The 17,122-nt window shown below is 72.6% G+C and carries 18 protein-coding genes and 1 tRNA gene; 3 read left to right on the top strand and 16 right to left on the bottom strand.

Annotation, left to right across the window (positions count from 1 at the left end; all coding sequences use genetic code 11):
- Nucleotides 1–53 precede the first annotated feature (53 nt).
- The gene (locus ACIBMZ_RS11560) at nucleotides 54–1,313 is read left to right on the top strand and encodes an acetyl-CoA C-acetyltransferase (RefSeq protein WP_396692643.1); all 1,260 of its coding nucleotides are present in this window, start codon (nucleotides 54–56) and stop codon (nucleotides 1,311–1,313) included.
- 22 nt (nucleotides 1,314–1,335) lie between these two features.
- Here the strand turns inward: ACIBMZ_RS11560 and ACIBMZ_RS11555 are convergent, their stop codons facing one another.
- The 3 genes from ACIBMZ_RS11555 to ACIBMZ_RS11545 all read right to left on the bottom strand — a co-directional run bounded on the left by ACIBMZ_RS11555 (nucleotide 1,336) and on the right by ACIBMZ_RS11545 (nucleotide 2,827).
- Nucleotides 1,336–1,668, bottom strand: coding sequence for a hypothetical protein (locus tag ACIBMZ_RS11555; protein WP_396692641.1), 333 nt, complete (start codon nucleotides 1,666–1,668; stop codon nucleotides 1,336–1,338).
- A gap of 137 nt (nucleotides 1,669–1,805) precedes the next feature.
- Nucleotides 1,806–2,642: a Bax inhibitor-1/YccA family protein gene (locus tag ACIBMZ_RS11550; RefSeq protein WP_396692640.1), complete on the bottom strand. Its 837-nt coding sequence runs from the start codon at nucleotides 2,640–2,642 to the stop codon at nucleotides 1,806–1,808.
- A 104-nt stretch (nucleotides 2,643–2,746) separates the two neighbouring features.
- Nucleotides 2,747–2,827 (bottom strand) — tRNA-Leu (locus ACIBMZ_RS11545).
- A 101-nt stretch (nucleotides 2,828–2,928) separates the two neighbouring features.
- Here ACIBMZ_RS11545 and ACIBMZ_RS11540 point away from each other — a divergent pair.
- A complete protein-coding gene (locus ACIBMZ_RS11540; RefSeq protein WP_396692638.1) occupies nucleotides 2,929–4,758 on the top strand; it encodes a hypothetical protein in 1,830 nt (609 codons plus the stop codon).
- Nucleotides 4,759–4,794: 36 nt separating this feature from the next.
- Here ACIBMZ_RS11540 and ACIBMZ_RS11535 read toward each other — a convergent pair whose 3' ends face one another.
- The 13 genes from ACIBMZ_RS11535 to eno form a co-directional block, all read right to left on the bottom strand.
- Nucleotides 4,795–6,120 carry an NAD(P)/FAD-dependent oxidoreductase gene (locus tag ACIBMZ_RS11535; protein ID WP_396692636.1) on the bottom strand — a complete coding sequence of 442 codons (1,326 nt, stop codon included), beginning with the start codon at nucleotides 6,118–6,120 and terminating at the stop codon, nucleotides 4,795–4,797.
- Between the two features lie 154 nt (nucleotides 6,121–6,274).
- The gene (locus ACIBMZ_RS11530) at nucleotides 6,275–6,829 is read right to left on the bottom strand and encodes a hypothetical protein (RefSeq protein ID WP_396692634.1); all 555 of its coding nucleotides are present in this window, start codon (nucleotides 6,827–6,829) and stop codon (nucleotides 6,275–6,277) included.
- Entirely contained in the window at nucleotides 6,826–8,196 is a 1,371-nt protein-coding gene (locus ACIBMZ_RS11525) for a DUF58 domain-containing protein (protein WP_396692632.1), read from the bottom strand. Before ACIBMZ_RS11525 ends, ACIBMZ_RS11530 begins: the two co-directional genes overlap by 4 nt.
- 6 nt (nucleotides 8,197–8,202) lie before the next feature.
- Entirely contained in the window at nucleotides 8,203–9,210 is a 1,008-nt protein-coding gene (locus tag ACIBMZ_RS11520; protein ID WP_396692630.1) for an AAA family ATPase, read from the bottom strand.
- Nucleotides 9,210–9,800: a hypothetical protein gene (locus ACIBMZ_RS11515; RefSeq protein WP_396692628.1), complete on the bottom strand. Its 591-nt coding sequence runs from the start codon at nucleotides 9,798–9,800 to the stop codon at nucleotides 9,210–9,212. Before ACIBMZ_RS11515 ends, ACIBMZ_RS11520 begins: the two co-directional genes overlap by 1 nt.
- Nucleotides 9,797–10,531: a DUF4129 domain-containing protein gene (locus ACIBMZ_RS11510; protein ID WP_396692626.1), complete on the bottom strand. Its 735-nt coding sequence runs from the start codon at nucleotides 10,529–10,531 to the stop codon at nucleotides 9,797–9,799. Before ACIBMZ_RS11510 ends, ACIBMZ_RS11515 begins: the two co-directional genes overlap by 4 nt.
- Nucleotides 10,532–10,609: 78 nt before the next feature.
- On the bottom strand, nucleotides 10,610–11,323 hold the full coding sequence (locus ACIBMZ_RS11505; protein WP_396692754.1) for a uracil-DNA glycosylase: 714 nt from the start codon (nucleotides 11,321–11,323) through the stop codon (nucleotides 10,610–10,612).
- 19 nt (nucleotides 11,324–11,342) lie between these two features.
- Nucleotides 11,343–12,029: a dienelactone hydrolase family protein gene (locus tag ACIBMZ_RS11500; protein ID WP_396692624.1), complete on the bottom strand. Its 687-nt coding sequence runs from the start codon at nucleotides 12,027–12,029 to the stop codon at nucleotides 11,343–11,345.
- Between the two features lie 131 nt (nucleotides 12,030–12,160).
- Nucleotides 12,161–13,102 (bottom strand): exopolyphosphatase, encoded by a 942-nt coding sequence (locus ACIBMZ_RS11495; RefSeq protein WP_396692752.1) that lies wholly within the window; start codon nucleotides 13,100–13,102, stop codon nucleotides 12,161–12,163.
- Nucleotides 13,103–13,144: 42 nt separating this feature from the next.
- The gene (locus ACIBMZ_RS11490; protein WP_350695691.1) at nucleotides 13,145–13,678 is read right to left on the bottom strand and encodes an amino-acid N-acetyltransferase; all 534 of its coding nucleotides are present in this window, start codon (nucleotides 13,676–13,678) and stop codon (nucleotides 13,145–13,147) included.
- Nucleotides 13,675–14,232 carry a DUF501 domain-containing protein gene (locus tag ACIBMZ_RS11485; RefSeq protein ID WP_396692622.1) on the bottom strand — a complete coding sequence of 186 codons (558 nt, stop codon included), beginning with the start codon at nucleotides 14,230–14,232 and terminating at the stop codon, nucleotides 13,675–13,677. The genes ACIBMZ_RS11490 and ACIBMZ_RS11485 overlap by 4 nt, the downstream gene beginning before the upstream one ends.
- A gap of 36 nt (nucleotides 14,233–14,268) precedes the next feature.
- Nucleotides 14,269–14,898, bottom strand: a complete 630-nt coding sequence (locus ACIBMZ_RS11480) for a septum formation initiator family protein (protein WP_396692620.1) — start codon at nucleotides 14,896–14,898, stop codon at nucleotides 14,269–14,271.
- Between the two features lie 29 nt (nucleotides 14,899–14,927).
- Complete coding sequence (gene eno / locus ACIBMZ_RS11475) at nucleotides 14,928–16,211, bottom strand: phosphopyruvate hydratase (protein WP_396692618.1); 1,284 nt, start codon at nucleotides 16,209–16,211, stop codon at nucleotides 14,928–14,930.
- 221 nt (nucleotides 16,212–16,432) lie between these two features.
- Between eno and ACIBMZ_RS11470 the strand changes: the two genes are divergently transcribed.
- Complete coding sequence (locus tag ACIBMZ_RS11470) at nucleotides 16,433–17,122, top strand: hypothetical protein (RefSeq protein ID WP_396692616.1); 690 nt, start codon at nucleotides 16,433–16,435, stop codon at nucleotides 17,120–17,122.

The raw sequence follows: 17,122 nt of genomic DNA, 5'->3' as shown, positions 1-17,122 counted from the left end.
TCCCGACGGTGGAAAACTTCCGCTGCAAGTTACCGTCGAGTTAGCGTGGGCCCATGCCGATTGAGTCGTCCCGCGACGCCGTGATCGTCGCCACCGCCCGCTCCCCCATCGGCCGGGCCCACAAGGGTTCCCTCCGCGATGTCCGGCCGGACGACCTCGCCGCCACCATCGTGCAGGCCGCCCTGGACAAGATCCCCCAACTCGACCTCCGCCAGATCGACGACCTCTATCTGGGGTGCGGCCTGCCCGGCGGCGAGCAGGGCTTCAACATGGCCCGGGTGGTCGCCGTCCTGATGGGCCTGGACGGCCTGCCCGGCGCCACGACCACCCGCTACTGCGCCTCGTCCCTGCAGACCACCCGGATGGCGATGCACGCGATCCGCGCCGGTGAGGGCGACGTCTTCGTCTCCGCCGGTGTGGAGACCGTCTCCCGGTACGCCCGGGGCAACTCCGACGTCCTCCCTCCGGAGGCACAGGCCCTCCTGGGCCGCTGGGAGAACCCCCGGTTCGCCGAGGCGCGTGACCGCTCCAAGAGCCGTACGGAGGCCGACGCACCGGTCTGGACCGACCCCCGCGAGCAGGGCGCCCTGCCCGACGTCTACCTCGCGATGGGGCAGACCGCCGAGAACCTGGCCCAGGTGCACGACGTCAGCCGTGCCGACATGGACGCCTTCGGCGTCCGCAGCCAGAACCTGGCGGAGAAGGCGATCGCGGACGGCTTCTGGGCCCGCGAGATCACCCCGGTCACCACGCCGGACGGCACCGTGGTCTCCGCCGACGACGGCCCGCGTGCCGGGGTGACGCTGGAGGCTGTCTCCGCGCTCAAGCCGGTGTTCCGGCCGGACGGTCGGATCACCGCCGGCAACTGCTGCCCGCTCAACGACGGGGCCGCCGCCGTGGTCGTGATGAGCGCCCAGCGGGCCGAGGAGTTGGGTGTCACGCCGCTGGCCCGGATCGTCTCGACCGGCGTCACCGCGCTCTCGCCGGAGATCATGGGGCTCGGCCCGGTCGAGGCCAGTCGCCAGGCGCTGGCGCGGGCCGGCATGACCATCGACGACGTCGACCTGGTGGAAATCAACGAGGCGTTCGCGGCTCAGGTGATCCCGTCGTACCGGCAGCTCGGCATCCCGGAGGAGAAGTTGAACGTGGCCGGCGGCGCGATCGCGGTCGGGCACCCCTTCGGGATGACCGGTGCCCGGATCACCGGCACGCTGCTGAACGCGTTGCAGTGGCACGACAAGACCATCGGCCTGGAGACCATGTGCGTCGGCGGCGGACAGGGCATGGCGATGGTCCTCGAACGCCTGAACTGACGCGGGACCTGGAAGGAAACGTCTAGAGCGCGGTGCGGGTCGCGGCCACCTCGGTCGCGGCCCGCGCCAGCGCCTCGTCGGTCGGGCCGGCGGCCAGCAGGTCGGCGGCGACCACCCGGAGCTGGTCGGGCAGGACGAGGTCGTTGTCGAGCCGGGGCACGGTCCGCCGTGGCCGCCCCTCCACGTCGGCGGCCAGGTCGGCGATCGCCTGCACCAGCCGGTGCATCAGCTCGGCCCGGGACACGTCGCCCCGGGAGGCGGTGGCCGCCCAGCGCGGCTGCTGCCAGTGCCCCACCTGCCGCACCAGCAGTTCGACGCCTCGCCCCACCTCGTCGCGCCCCTGCGAATCGCCCATCCCCGCACTGTACGCACCACCCGGGAGCCGGCGATCATGCCCGCCGCCGACGGAGGAGGCCCGGGCGGGGGTGCCGCACGAACGACGGCGCCCGCCCCTGGAGGGGCGGGCGCCGGTCGGTCGCTGGGCGGCGATGGTCAGTCGTCGCCTTGGAAGTAGCTCAGCAGGCGCAGCATCTCGATGTAGAGCCAGATCAGGCTGACCAGGATGCCGAAGGCGGCGACCCAGGAGTAGCGCTGCGGCAGGCCCATCCGGACGCCGTCCTCGACCTCCTTGAAGCTGAGGATGAAGCTCAGCGAGGCGACCACGATGCAGACGATGCTGAACCCGATGGCCAGCGGGCTGCCGTCGCGCAGACCGGTGTTCACACCGAACATCGCCAGCACCAGGTTGATCAGCATGACGGCGAAGAGACCCGCCATCACGGCGACCATGCCCTTGACGAACTTCGGCGTCGCCCGGATGACCTTCGCCCGGTAGAGCATGGTCATCACGAAGAAGACACCGAACGTGGCGGTCACCGCCTGGATCACGATGCCGTCGTACAGCGACTCGAAGAACTTGCTCACCGCGCCGACGAGCACACCCTGGACCGCCGCGTACGCGACGACCAGAGCCGGGTTCGCCATCTTGGAGAACGAGATGATCATGCCGAGCACGAGGCCCACGACGGCGGCACCGATCCAGGCGACGCCGAGCAGCGCGTCGGGCACCATCACCCAGGCCGCCGCGCCGGTCACACCGACGATGGCCAGGAGCATGACGGTCTTGACCACCACGTCGTCGATCGACATGGGGGTGACCGCCGGCGGCGCGGACGGGTAACCCGGCGCACCGGGGTAACCGGCCTGCGGCGGGTACTGCTGCTGGGGGTATCCGGGCTGTCCGTACGGCCCGGTCGGGGCGTACCCGGCGGCACGCTCCCGCTCGGCCGCCTGGCCGAGCCGGGCGAGCACCGGGTTCGAAGTCTTCACTCTCTGGCCTCCCTAAGGGGGTCGTGGCACGTCAACGCGCGCTAACAAGAGTAGACGGCCGGAGCAGCGCGATGTCGATCGGAATGCTGAGGGAACCCTGAGAGTGCCCGGGGCGGGGGTCGAACCCGCACGCCTTGCGGCAGCCGCTTTTAAGGCGGCCGTGTCTGCCGTTCCACCACCCGGGCGGGTGACCCCGACGCGACGACACGCGTGGTGCAGTGCCACGGTAGCGGTTTCCCGCCCGCTGCGGCGTCCCGTGCCGGGCACTCGCACTAGGGTCGAGGCCGTGAGCAGCGTCGCACCCACCGCACGCGAAAACGGCGTGTCCGAGAGGGCGATCCGCACCACCGATCGGGTACGCCTGCCACGCCCGGCCCGGCTGCTGACGGCCGTCTCCCGGCATCGCGCCGACCTGCTGGTGGGACTGGCGTTCGTGGTGCTGGCGGGCTGGCTCACGCACGGGCTCTGGCCCGACCCGACCGGCCGGGTACTCGCTCTCAACCCCGAGGACCAGGTCCTCTACGAGTGGTTCCTGACCGTCGACGCGCGGGTCCTGCTGGGCGACTTCGGGCTGCACACCGACCGGCTCAACGCCCCGGACGGGGTGAACCTGATGGCCAACACCTCGGTCATCGCCCTCGGCCTGCTGTTCGCGCCGGTCACCCTGGCGTTCGGCGCGCCGGTCACCTTCGCCCTGCTCGCCGCCGCCAACCTGGCCGCCACCGCGACCGCGTGGTATCTGCTGTACGCCCGCATGCTGCGCGTCCACCGACTGGCCGCCGTCCTGGGCGGTGCGTCGTGCGGCTTCGGCCCCGGGATGGTCTCGCAGACCAACAGCCACCTGCACATGACCGCCCAGTGGCTGCTGCCGGTCGTGGTCTGGCTGGTGGTGCGCCTGCTCCGGGCCGCCGAGGCCGCCGGGCGGGCCGGGCCGGACCGGCGGCGGCTGGTGACCTCCGCCGTGGGGCTCGCGGCCGTGGTCTGCGCCCAGGTCTTCGTCGGCGAGGAGGTGCTGTTCCTCGCCGCCGTCACGCTGCTGGTGATGGCGGTGACCGTGGCCGCCGTGGACCGGGACCTGACCCGCCGCGCGCTGCCCGCCTTCGTCGGCGGGATGGCGCTCGCCACCGGGCTTGCCCTGCTGGTGCTCGCCCGCCCGCTGTGGCTCCAGTTCGCCGGGCCGCTGGGCGTCGCCGACGGCATGTTCAGCCCGCACTACTTCTCGGCCGACCTGCGGAGCTGGTGGGCGGTCTCGCCGTTGACCCTGCTCGGTGACGAGCGCTCGGCCGAGCTGACCACCGGACCGGCGGAGTACAACACCTTCCTGGGCTGGCCCCTGCTGGTGGTGACCGCCGGGTGTGCGCTCTGGCTGCGGCGTCGCCCGCTGGTGCTGGCCTGCCTCGCCGGCATCCTGGTGATGGGCACGCTCTCGCTCGGTCCGGAGGTGGTGCACCGGGGCGAGGGCACCGGCCTGCCCGGGCCGTACGCACTGCTGGCCGGGCTGCCGGTGGTGGACGGCGCGCTGCCGATGCGCTTCGCCCTGGCGGTGCCGCCGCTGGCGGCGACGATCCTGGTGATCGCCCTGGACCGGGCGCTGCGCGCGGACCGACGCACCCGACGACTGGCGCTGGTGACGGCCGGTGTGGTGCTCCTACCGCTGGTTCCGACGCCGCTGCCCACCGCGGCGCGGACGCCGGTGCCCGAGTTCGTCACCGGCGGACACTGGCGGACCTGCGTCGAACCGGGCGGGGTGCTGATGCCGGTGCCGCCGGCGACGCCGAAGGACCCCTGGCCGATGCGGTGGTCGACGGCGGCCGACGCCGCGTTCGGCATACCGGAGGGCTTCTTCATCGGCCCGCACGGTCGGGGCGGCAGCGCCGCGATGGGGGTGGCCCCACGGCCCACCTCCACGCTGCTGGCCGAGGTGGCCCGCAGCGGCCTCCGCCCGGTGGTCGGTGAGAACCAGCGCCGCCGGGCCGCCGACGACGTGCGGCACTGGAACGTCTCCTGCGTGGTGCTGGCGGTCGCCACCACGCACGCGGAGAGCCTGCGGCTGACCCTGGAGGCGCTCTACGGGCCGTCGACCCGGGTGACGGACGCGTGGATCTGGCGGGTCTGAGCCCGCGCGGCCGGTGGGCCGCGCGGGCTCGGACCACTACGCCTTGGAGCCCGGGTAGGACGCCTCGGCGAACTCCTCGCGCGGGTCGTGCAACTGACCGAGGGCGACCACCTCACGCTTGAGGAAGAACGCCAGCGTCCAGTCGACGACCACCCGGACCTTGCGGTTGAACGAGGGGATGCGGCTCATGTGGTACGTCCGGTGCATGAACCAGGCCGGCCAGCCGGTCATCTTGATGCCGTAGACCTGGGCCACGCCCTTGTGCAGGCCGAGGCTGGCCACGCTGCCGGCGTGCTTGTGCTTGTAGTCGACCGGCTGCCCGCCCCGGACCACGGCGACGATGTTGTCGGCCATCCGCTGCGCCTGACGCACCGCGTGCTGGGCGCTCGGCGAGCAGAAGTTGCCCGGCGGCTTGGTCAGGTCCGGTACGGCGGCGCAGTCCCCGGCGCTCCAGGCGCCCTCGACCACCCGGTCACCGTCGACCACCTGGAGGGTGGGCCGGCAGGTGACCCGACGCCGCTCGTCGCGCGGGAAGTCGGTGGCGTCCAGCATCGGCGCCGGCTTCACACCGGCCGTCCAGACGATGGTGTCCGAGCTGAAGCTGTCCCCGTCGGAGAGCTTGACCATCCCGTCGACGCAGGACTCCAGGCGGGTGTCCAGCCGGATGTCCATGTCCCGCTTCAGCAACTGCTGCACGGTGTAGGCGCCCATGTCCCGGTCGACCTCGGGAAGCACCCGTTGGGTGGCCTCGACCAGCACCCACCGCATGTCCGACGGCTCGAGCTCCGGGTAGTACTTCAGCGCGTGCCGGGCCATGTCCTCCATCTCGGCGAGCGCCTCGATGCCGGCGTACCCGCCGCCGACGAAGACGAAGGTGAGGGCGCGACGCCGTACCTCCGGGTCGGTCGTCGCAGCCGCCACGTCCAACTGCTCCAACACGTGGTTGCGCAGGTAGATGGCCTCGCCGATGGTCTTGAACCCGATGCCGTGCTCGTGCAGGCCGGGAATGGGCAGGGTCCGGGAGACCGAACCCGGTGCGACCACGATGTGGTCGTACGCGATCTCGCGGGGCGGGCCGATGATCGGCTGCACGGTGGCGGTCTTGCGGTCGTGCTCGATGCGGGTCACCGCACCGGCCATCACCGTGCACCGCCGCAACTCGCGACGCAGTGGCACCACGGAGTGCCGCGGCGAGATGTTCCCTCCCGATGCCTCGGGGAGGAACGGCTGGTAGGTCATGTGCGGCTGCGGGTCGACGACGACGACCTCGGCCTCACGGGAGCTGAGCTTCTTCGACAGGCGCAGGGCCGCGTAGAGCCCGACGTGCCCGGCACCCACCACAAGGATCCGCTTCGGATTCACGCCTACATCTTTCCCGCGCCAGCGCCGGTAACCCCGCTCGCGGCACCCTTCTGTGACCGAGCACAACCTCAGTGTGACCCGCGCTACCGCAGGGACGAAACCGGACGAATCACAGGAGCCCCGCAGGCTTCGCCGGTCCCGCCGGAACCGTCGCTCACCTGCGTCGCAGCAGCCAGGCCAGCATCGCGGTCAACCCGACGACCACCAGCAGACCGACGATGGTGACCGGCATCCGGCCGGTGCCGTCGCTGCCGACCCGGGCCAACTCGACCAGCAGCACCCCGAGGACCGACGTGGCGAGCACCACTGCGCCCGCCCGTGTGAGCCAACGCACGATCAGGTCCGGGTCCACCGTCGCGTCGTACGGCAGCAGCGCCGCCAGGGCGGTCAGCGTGTGCGCGAGGTAGAGCAGCGCCGCCACGACCAGCAGTCGCCACAGCGCGATCGGCCGCTCGTGCAGGTCGGTGGCGAGCACCCAGCCGGCGACCGTGACCAGCGCGGCGAAGCTCGGCCAGAACCGGTTCGGCGACACCGCGGGCGCCACCGAGACCACGGCCAGCGCACCGAGCGTCTGTCCCTGGAGCATCTGCACGGGGTACGACAGCAGCAACCCGGCGAACGTGACGAGGAAGACGCCCAGACGGAGAAGGATCGGGGCCAGGGTGATCCGACCGGCCGCCGTGCGTACCGCCCTGAGCCGCGCGATCACCGGCCACCCACCCGGGGTGCGGTGGCCAGCCGGGCCACGTCCCGCAGCACCTGGTCCAGGCTGCCCGCACCGGCCCAGGGCACCACCGGCACCCCGTGCTCGCGGAGCTGGGCGATCATCGTGTCCCGGTCCAGTCGCCACAGCCGGTACGCCACCTCGGCCCAGCCCCGGTCGGTCGGCGGGGTCAGGTCGGCGGGCAGGGTGTCCACCGCGACCACGAACCGCCCCGAGCGGGCCAGCCGGGCCAGCATCTGCGCCGACCGCTCCTCCAGCAACGGCGTGAGCACCACCACCAGCGCGTCGGCGGAGAGCACCTGCGGCCCGAACACCTGGTCGTAGGGCTCGTGCGGGGAGGACTGCGCCTTCACGTCCAACAGCCACTCCAGGACCGTCAGGTACTGGCGACGCCCGGTGGCCGGGCGCAGGCGTCGGGCGCTGGGGCCGTACTCCAGCAACGACACCCGGTCACCCCGGTGCAGGTAGTGCTCGGCGATGGCGGCGGCGGCCCGGACCGTGGTGTCCAGCACCGAGGCGGTTCCGGCGATCCCGCCGGAACGGCCCGCCTCGGCGAGCACGTCGAGCAGCACGACCACCTCGGCGTCCCGGTCGGAGAGGGTGGACGCGACGTGCAGTTGCCGGGCCCGCAGCGACACCCGCCAGTCGATCCGGCGCAACCGGTCGCCGGGCGCGAACACCCGGACCCCGGCCAGTTCGCCGCCCTCACCGGGCCGGCGCGAATGGTGCGCGCCGACCAGGCCGGCGGCCCGGGGCATCGCCTCGACCGCCTCGAACGGCTCGGTCTTCGGGTACACCTTGGCTCTGAGCGGCTCGGCGTACACCGCGCGGGAGGTCAGCAGGCCCTGTCCGGCGGCGACCCGGGCACCGGCCGGGCCGATCCGGTGCCGCCCCCAGCGCAGCGCGGTGCCGGAGAGTTCCAGGTCGACCGCGGTGTCCGGACCGACGGAGGTGACGAAGGGCCGATCGGTCGGCGACGAGCGCCGGCCGCCGGAGGTGTCGGCACCGGCGAGGGCCACCCGGGTCACCCGCAGCCACGGCGAGACCCGGGTACGCAGCACCGCCATGTCGTACGGCACGCTGCCCGGGTTGCCGACGCTGACCGTACCGCTCACCTCACCGCCCTCCACCAGGTGCGCCCCGTCGGCGGTGATCCACACCTGGGGCAGCTCGGTCGGTCGACGGCGCAACGCGTACGCGGTGCCGAGCGCGAACGGAACGGCGAGCACGACCAGGTCGACCCGGCCCAGCAGCACCGCGGCGGCCAACAACAGGCCGGTGAGCAGCACCGCTCGGCCGAGCGCCGCAGTGGGCGTCCAGCTCGGCGGGGCCGGTCGGTCCGGAGCGGTCACGACGGGTCAGTGTCCCGGTCCACCGGCGGCGTAACTGGGCAGCGCGCCACTGGCCGGTGCGGGGGTGCCGTCGAGGACCTCGCCGACGACGAAGGACGGATCCACCCGGCGCAGCCACATCTCCGGTCGCAGCGTGATCCGGTGCGCCAACGCCGGTGCCGCGACCTCCTTGACGTCCTCCGGGACCACGTAGTCCCGGCCGGAGAGCACGGCCCGCACCCGGGCCAGCAGCAGCAGCGCCAGCGAGCCGCGCGGCGAGGCGCCGACCAGCACCGACGGGTGTTCCCGGGTGGCCGCGGTCAACGAGACGATGTACCGGCCGACCGAGTCCTCCACCACCACGTCCTCCAACGCCGCCTGCATGGCGCGCAGGGTCGCGGCGTCGACGACCGCCTCGATCTCGGCCTCCTCGCGGCGGCGGGCCATCCGCCGACGCAGCACCTCCCACTCCTCCTCGTGCTCCGGGTACCCGAACGACACCCGCAGCAGGAAACGGTCGAGCTGCGCCTCCGGCAGCGGGTAGGTGCCCTCGTACTCGATCGGGTTGGCGGTGGCGAGCACGTGGAAGGGCTCGTCCAGGCGGTAGGTGACCCCCTCCACCGAGACCTGCTTCTCCTGCATCGCCTCCAGCAGGGCGGACTGGGTCTTCGGCGGCGTCCGGTTGATCTCGTCGGCCAGCAGCAGGTTGGTGAAGACCGGCCCGGCCCGGAAGGTGAAGTCGCCACTGCGCTGGTCGTAGAGGAACGACCCGGTGACGTCGGCGGGCAGCAGGTCCGGAGTGAACTGGAGTCGGCGGAAGTCCAGCCCGAGCGCCTGGGCGAAGGACCGCGCGGTCAGCGTCTTGCCCAGGCCGGGCAGATCCTCCAGCAGCACGTGTCCACCGGCGAGGATGCCGGCGAGGACCAGTTCCAGCGAGTCCCGCTTGCCGACGACGACCTGGCCCACCGCGTCCAGCACCGCCCGGGCGAGGCGGCCGACCTCGGAGGGGGGCATCGTCCGGACGACGTCGTTCATCAGATCTTCTCCAGTTCGGCGACGATCGCCGCGAGATCGCGCGGCGAGGGGGTACGGCGGGGCGGGTTGTCCAGGAACGTCGACAGTCGCTGCCCCAGCAGGGCGCGGGCCCGGCCGGGATCGGACTCGCGGGTCACGCCGTGCTTGAGCCGCAGCCGCTCGTCGGCCAGCTCGGCGAGGCGCGGCAGGATCACCTGGGAGAAGCGTTCGGGCCGGGTCTTGGACCACTCCAGGGGGAGTTCCCATCCGTTGACCGCGGTCCGCAGCGCGTCCCGGGCGTCCCAGTTGTACATCCCCTCCTCCTCCCCGTGCTGCTGCGGTCGCGACGCACCCCGTCCGGAGCGCGGCGGCGGGGCGAGCGTGGCGACGATGCGGCGTACCGCGAGCACGGTGATCACTCCGGCGACCAGCACCACCAGGGACACCCGCAACCCGACCGCCCGCAACCCGGCGATCAGGACGACGGTCGCGGCGGCGGTGACGCCGAGGAACCCGAGCACGCTCCGCAGCCGCCCACCACGGGGCTGTTCCTGCTGGACCTGCCGTTCCTCCTCGAAGCTGAGCAGGTCGTCGATACTGGTCTTACTCACGACGTCACCTGGTCCTGCTCGACGGTGGCGGTGAGTTCGCCGCGCAACCGTCGCAGGGCGGCGCGGGCCTGGTCGCGGGTGCGCTCCTCGACCGGGCGGGTCGCGTACCGCGCCTCGCGGTAGACCTGCGCCAGCTCGGCCAGCACGTCGGCGCTGACGATCGCCGGTACACCGTTGGCGGAGTCGCCGCGCAGCAGGCGGGTGACCAGGTCGGTGGGGGTGTCGCCGGCCAGTCGGGGCACCCCGACACCGGCGGCGGCCTCTTCGAGGCGCACCCAACAGGCGATCACCGCGGTCCTCGGGTCGACGTCCCGGTCGTCCAGGTCGACCAGCCCGGCGTCGACGGCGGCGACCACCTCACGGGCGGTGCCGGCGGCGCTGCGGCGGGCCGGACGGGCGGGCAGTCTCCGGGTGACCCGGCGGGCCATACCCCGGAACACCGTCCAGGCGAGGTAGCCGATGACCACCAGCAGAACGGCACTGAGCAGGGCCAGCGCCACCGTGCCGAGCCAGGAGGGGATCTCCGTCCGGGTCTGTTCGGCGGCCTCGCGCGGTTCGGCCGGGATCGAGGGACGCGGGTCGTCGGTCGGGTACTCCAACACGAACGGGGCGTCCTGCATGGCCGGCGGGATCCGGCTCGCGCCGATCGACGAGTGCGCGGCGGCCAGCGTGACGACGGCGAGCAGACCGATCACCGCCGTGACGGGCCACCACTTGCGCAGCAGGTCCACTCCGACCTACCTTCGCTCCACCAGGGCGTACGGCGGGCTCGTCTGCGTCACGTCCGCCATCTCCACCACCCCGCAGCGTCAGTCCAACCCGGCCAGTCGTCTCGCCCGGGCGAACACCTCGTCAAGCATTCCCGGTGTCAGCCGTCCGGTGAAGGTGTTCTGCTGGCTGACGTGGTAGCAACCGAGCAGTTCCGGTACGGCCGTGCCGGACCAGTGTGCCCCATGGCCGAAGGACGGTCGCGGGCTGGGCGGAGGCACGCCGTACACGTGGCGTGCCACCGGCCACCACGCGGCCCAGGCGAAGGCACCCAGCGCCACCACCACCCGCAGCGTCGGGCGGATCAGGTCGACCTCCCGGTGCAGCCAGGGCGCGCAGGTGTCCCGCTCGGCGGGGCTCGGCTTGTTGTCCGGCGGGGCACACCGCACCGCCGCGAAGACCCGGGTGTGCCGCAGGGTCAGCCCGTCGTCGGCGGCCACGCTGGTCGGCTGGTTCGCCAATCCGGCGCGGTGCAGCGCGGCGAAGAGCACGTCGCCGGAGCGGTCGCCGGTGAAGACCCGGCCGGTGCGGTTGCCGCCGTGCGCCGCCGGGGCCAGCCCGAGCACGGCGATCCGGGCCTCGGGGTCACCGAAGCCGGGTACCGGTCGGCCCCAGTACTCCTGGTCGCGGAAGGCGGCACGTCTGGTCCGCGCCACCTCCTCCCGCCAGGTCACGAGCCGGGGGCAGGCGAAGCAGTCGGTGACGGCCGCGTCGAGGTCGGCCAGGTCGGCCGCCCGTGTGGCGCGGGCGACCACGTCGGCCGGGGTACGCGACTCAGCCAAGCTTGGCCCGGAACAGTTCGAGCGTGCGGGCCCAGGCGCTGGTGGCGGCACGCAGGTCGAACTTCTCCGGCCGGTCCTCGTTGAAGAAGGCGTGCGCGGTGCCCGGGTAGTCGTGCAACTGGCACGTGCCACCGGCGTTCTCGATCGCCCGGCGTACCGCCTGGACGCCCGGGTCGGTGGAGGTGCCGTCCGCCTCGGAGCAGTGCACGAGCGCGTCCTTGCCGGCGTAGTCGGTCCACTCCGGACGCATTCCCTCCCAGGGCAGCCGGGGGTAGAACGCGGCGGCGGCGACGATCCGCTCGGAGTGGCTGGCCGCCCAGAGCGCCAGGCTCGCTCCGGCGCAGAAGCCCGCGCAGCCGACCTTCCCGGTCACCTCGGTACGCCCGGCGAGGTACTCGGCGGCCACCGCGATCTCGCGCGCCGCCTCGTCCATCTGCGGACCGTTCAACAGCCGCCGGGGCTCGCTCGGCTTGCCGGCCGGCTCGCCGTGCCGGAAGTCCGGCGCGAGGGCCACGAAGCCCGCCTCGGCGAAGCGGTCCACCACCGACCGGATCTGCGGCACCAGCCCCCACCAGTCCTGGATGACGATGACCGCAGGGCTGGCCGTGCCACTGGCGGGCACCGCGAGGTACCCCTCGCCGGTACCTCCGTCGCCACGGTAAGTAACCATCTCGCCCATCGGCCCATCCTCCTAGCGGTCAGTCATCGTTGGCTGGTCGCCCAGTGGTCGTACGTGTCGGTAGCCTGCCACGCGGTGACCATCGCTAGGAAGATGCGGGAGCAGTGGTGTTCACCTCCCGTTCGCGGGCCTCAGGCCGTGGACTGCGCCAGGCTCCACGCGATGCCGTCGAGGATGTCGTGCTCGGAGGCGACGACCGAGTCCATCCCGGCCCGTTCCATGATGACGCGGAGGACGAGCGCGCCCGCGCCGATCACGTCGGCCCGGCCCGGGTGCATCACCGGGATCGCCAACCGCTGTTCCCGATCCGCCGCCAGCAGTTCGGCGGTCACCTGCGCCACCCGGTCGTACGACACCCGGGCGTGGTGGATGCGGGTCGGGTCGTAACCGGTGAGGCCCTGGGCGATCGCGACCACGGTGGTGACCGACCCGGCGAGCCCGACCAGCGTGGCCGCCTCGCGTCCCGGCACCACCGTCAGCGCGCGGTCGACCGCCACCGCGATGTCGGCCTGCGCGGCGGCGATCTCGTCCAGCCCGGGCGGATCCCCGTGCAGGTGCCGCTCGGTCATCCGGACGCAGCCGATGTCCATCGAGATCGCCGCGTCGACACCGCCGTCCCGGGTGCCGACCACGAACTCGGTGGAGCCGCCGCCGATGTCCACCACCAGGTACGGCGACCGCGCGTCGGACGGCAGTCCGCGGACCGCGCCGGTGAAGGAGAGCCGGGCCTCCTCGTCGCCGCTGACCACCTCGGGCGCCACGCCCAGCGTCTGCTGCACCATGGCCCGGAACTCGGCCGCGTTCTCCGCGTCCCGGCTGGCCGAGGTGGCGCACATCCGCACCCGTTCGACACCCGACTTCTCGATCTCGGCGGCGTAGTCGACCAGTGCGACCCGGGTCCGCTCGATCGCCTCGGGGGCGAGCCGTCCGGTGGCGTCGACGCCCTGGCCCAGCCGGACGATCTCCATCCGCCGGGACACGTCGACCAGCGGCGCGGACGGCCCGGCCGACGGGTCGGGCAGGTCGGCGACCAGCAAGCGGATCGAGTTGGTGCCACAGTCGATGGCGGCCACACGCGTCGTCACGACGGTCACCCTACAGTCGGCCACCCGGCGTCAGAGACGCAGCAGCATCCGGGTGTTGCCCAGTGTGTTCGGCTTGACCCGTTCCAGGTCGAGGAACTCCGCGACCCCCTCGTCGTACGAGCGCAGCAACTGCTCGTAGACGGGGTGCGGCACCGGGGCGCCGTCGATCTCGGTGAAGCCGAACGAGCCGAAGAACCGGGTCTCGAAGGTGAGTACGAAGATCCGGGCGATGCCCAGGTCCCGTGCCGCCTCGATCAGCTCGGCCACGATCCGGTGCCCGATCCGCCGGCCCCGGCAGGTCGGGTCGACCGCCACCGTCCGGATCTCGGCCAGGTCCTCCCACATCACGTGCAGCGCGCCGCAGCCCACCACCGCGCCGTCGGCGACCCGGCTGGCGACCCGGAACTCCTGCACGTGCTCGTAGAGCGTGACGGTGGCCTTGCTGAGCAGCCGCCGGTCGTCGGTGTAGGTGTCCACCAGTCGGCGGATGGCGCGTACGTCGGCGGTGCGGGCGGGCCGGACCAGGATGTCGTCGGCCCCGTCCGGAGCGGGCTCGCCGCTCACTCGGCGTCCGGCACGTCGACGCACCGGCCCGCCGCCCACCAGGGCTCGACCAGGTCCAGGGTCTCGTCACCGAACGGGTTCACGCCGGGCCCGGCGCCGAGCGCGTGACCGAGGTGGACGTGCAGGCACTTCACCCGGCCGGGCATCCCGCCGGCCGAGATGCCGGCGATCTCGGGGACCTCGGCGATCGAGTCCCGCCGGGTCAGATAGTCCTCGTGTGCGGCCCGGTAGCGGGCGGCCAACTCCGGGTCGGCGGCCAACCGGTCGGCCATCTCCCGCATCAACCCGGCCGACTCCAACCGGCTGCACGCCGCGGTCGCGCGGGGGCAGGTCAGGTAGTAGAGCGTCGGGAAGGGGGTGCCGTCGGCCAGCCGGGGCGTCGTCTCCACCACGTCGGGCAGACCACACGGGCAGCGGTGCGCCACCGCCCGGGTGCCGCGCGGCGGGCGTCCGAGCTGCGCGGCCACCGCGGCGAGGTCGGCCTCCGTGGCCGGCTCCCGCTTCGGTGGGGGTACGGAGGCCGCCGCCGGCTCCTGCGGTGGTACGACAGTCACGGTGCCATCTCTCGTTCGTGCGGGGGTGGTCGGTGCTCAGTCGGCGGTCGGGGTGGCGTCGGCGGCGCGCACGCTGGACCAGAGCGTGTCGTACCAACGGTCCGGTGTGGACGGGGTGCCGGGCTCGGCGGTGCCGGCGTCCCGGGCGGCGCCGGCCGGGTCGTCGAGCAGCACCACCAACTTCTCACCCGGCCGGGTCATGAAGAACCGCTCCCGCGCCTTGGCCTCGATGAACGCGTCGTCCTGCCACTTCTCGGCCTCCTCGGTCAGCTCGGCGATCAGCTTGCGCTGGGCGTCCTGCGAGGACTCCATCCGCTCGATGTCGGCCTGCTGGTCGAGGTAGACCCGGACCGGGTACGTGTAGGCGAGGGCGAGCGCGATCAGCACCGCGACCAGCACGGTGGCCCGGCCGGTGAGACCTCGGGATTGGGGTGCGGAGAGCCGGGTGACGCCGCCTGCGGCGGCGCGCCGGGCTGCGGCGGGCCGCTTGGCGGAGCGTACGCCCTCGGCACCGCGGGCGGCCGACGGCGCCCGGCCGGCGGTGGTGCGCGACTCGGCGCGGACACCTCCGCCGTCCCGGACCGTGCCCCGGCCGACGCCGGGCCGACCGGTGCGGCCCGGCCGGCGGGCCGGACGTTGACCACCCGGCGTGCGGCGCTGCTGCATCACACCCCTCCCCCGAGGTTCACCACCCGTCAGGCGGAACGGTAACGCGGGAAGGCACCCGCACCGGCGTACCGCGCCGCGTCGGCCAGCTCCTCCTCGATCCGCAGGAGCTGGTTGTACTTGGCCACCCGGTCGGAGCGGGCCGGGGCGCCGGTCTTGATCTGGCCGCAGCCGGTGGCCACCGCGAGGTCGGCGATGGTGGTGTCCTCGGTCTCGCCGGACCGGTGGCTCATCATGCACTTGAAGCCGGCCCGGTGGGCCAGGTCGACCGCGTCCAGGGTCTCGGTCAGCGAGCCGATCTGGTTGACCTTCACCAGCACCGCGTTGGCCGCCCGCTCGGTGATGCCCCGGGCGATGCGCTGCGGGTTGGTGACGAACAGGTCGTCACCGACGATCTGGACCCGGTCGCCGATCGCGGCGGTCAGCGTCTGCCAGCCGCTCCAGTCGTCCTCGGCCAGCGGGTCCTCGATCGACACGATCGGGTACGCGTCGGCGAGCTTGGTGTAGTACTCGCTCATCTCCTCGGCGCTCTTGGCGACGCCCTCGAAGGTGTAGCGCCCGTCGGCGAAGAACTCGGTGGCGGCCACGTCCAGGGCGAAGACGATGTCGGTGCCGAGCGTGTAGCCGGCCTTCTCCACCGCCTCGGCGATCAGGTCCAGGGCGGCGGCGTTGGTGGGCAGGTTCGGGGCGAATCCGCCCTCGTCGCCGAGCCCGGTCGACAGGTCCTTCTTCTTCAGCACGGACTTGAGCGCGTGGTAGACCTCGGCGCCGGAGCGCAGCGCCTCCCGGAAGCTCGGCGCGCCGATCGGCGCGATCATGAACTCCTGGATGTCGACGTTGCTGTCGGCGTGCGCCCCACCGTTGAGGATGTTCATCATCGGGACCGGGAGCAGGTGCGCGTTCGGACCGCCCAGGTAGCGGAAGAGGCTCAGCCCGGCGCTGCCGGCCGCCGCCTTGGCCACCGCCAGCGAGACGCCGAGGATGGCGTTGGCGCCCAGCTCGCCCTTGTTGTCGGAGCCGTCGATGTCCAGCATCTTCTGGTCGATCACCCGCTGCTCGCTGGCGTCGTACCCGATGAGCTGGTCGACGATGCGGTCCTCGATGTTGGCGACCGCCTTCTCCACTCCCTTGCCCAGGTAGCGGCCCTTGTCACCGTCGCGCAGCTCGACCGCCTCGAAGGCGCCGGTCGAGGCGCCGGAGGGCACCGCCGCCCGGGAGACCGTGCCGTCGTCCAGCCCGACCTCGACCTCGACCGTCGGGTTGCCCCGCGAGTCCAGGATCTCCCGAGCCTCGATTACCTCGATGGTTGCCACTGAGTCGCTCCTCGTTCGTGTCGTCTCGTGCGGTATGGGCCGCGACGGTGCGGCTGAGGCAGGTGTTGAACGCAGCGTATCGGTCCCCGTTCCCGCGCACCGCGACCGGGCGGGCCACGACCCGCTCCGTGACCGCCGACGGGTCGGACATTCCCGAATTCTCGTGCGTCAACCGGCAACGAGTTTGCACGAGCGGGACCTGATCGATCAGGCTTGGCGCCATGCCCGCCGCCTCGACCACCCTCCGTACGCTCGCCGTGTCGGTCATCGCGTTGCTCACCGTCACCGGCTGTCAGGCTCTGGACGACGCCGGACGGGCCATGGGACGGGCCGACGTGGTCAACGAACTGGCCGCCCGCATCGACCGGGCGCTGGAGTTGACCTACTCGGCGCAGTACCAACTCTCCGGCGGACGGACCGCGTCGATCAACCAGTCGCAGGACCCGGCCCGGTCGGCGTACGAGTGGCCGGACGGCAAGCTCACCGTGACCGCCGAGGCGACCACCCGCTGCGCGGCCGACGAGGGGCGGACGGTCTGCACGCTCGAACCGCCTCCCGCTCCGAACAGCAAGCCACCGGTGGTCGTCTTCGCCGCCGCCGAACGCGAGGGACTGATCACGCCCCCGCTGGTGATGGGCCTGCTGACCAGCGCGGCACTGGATCCCGGCGCGGTCATCACCCAGCGCGAGAACACCATCGCCGGGCACCACGCCACCTGCGTCGACGTGCGGCAGACCGCCGAGAGCTTCAACGCCTGCGTGACCGCCGAAGGCGTGCTCGGCAGCTTCACCGGCCAGATCGACGGCCTGCCGGTGGAGTTGGCGTTGAGCCGCTACCAGGAGCAGGTCGACGGCGCCGCGTTCGAGCTGCCGCCGGGCGCCGGCGTGGTGGACCGCCGACCCGCCACCTGA

Origin of the sequence: Micromonospora sp. NPDC049900 (assembly GCF_044461025.1) — a bacterium.
Lineage (GTDB): Bacteria > Actinomycetota > Actinomycetes > Mycobacteriales > Micromonosporaceae > Micromonospora.
The sequence above is the reverse complement of the archived record's forward strand: the minus strand, read 5'-3'. Positions and strand labels throughout refer to the sequence as shown.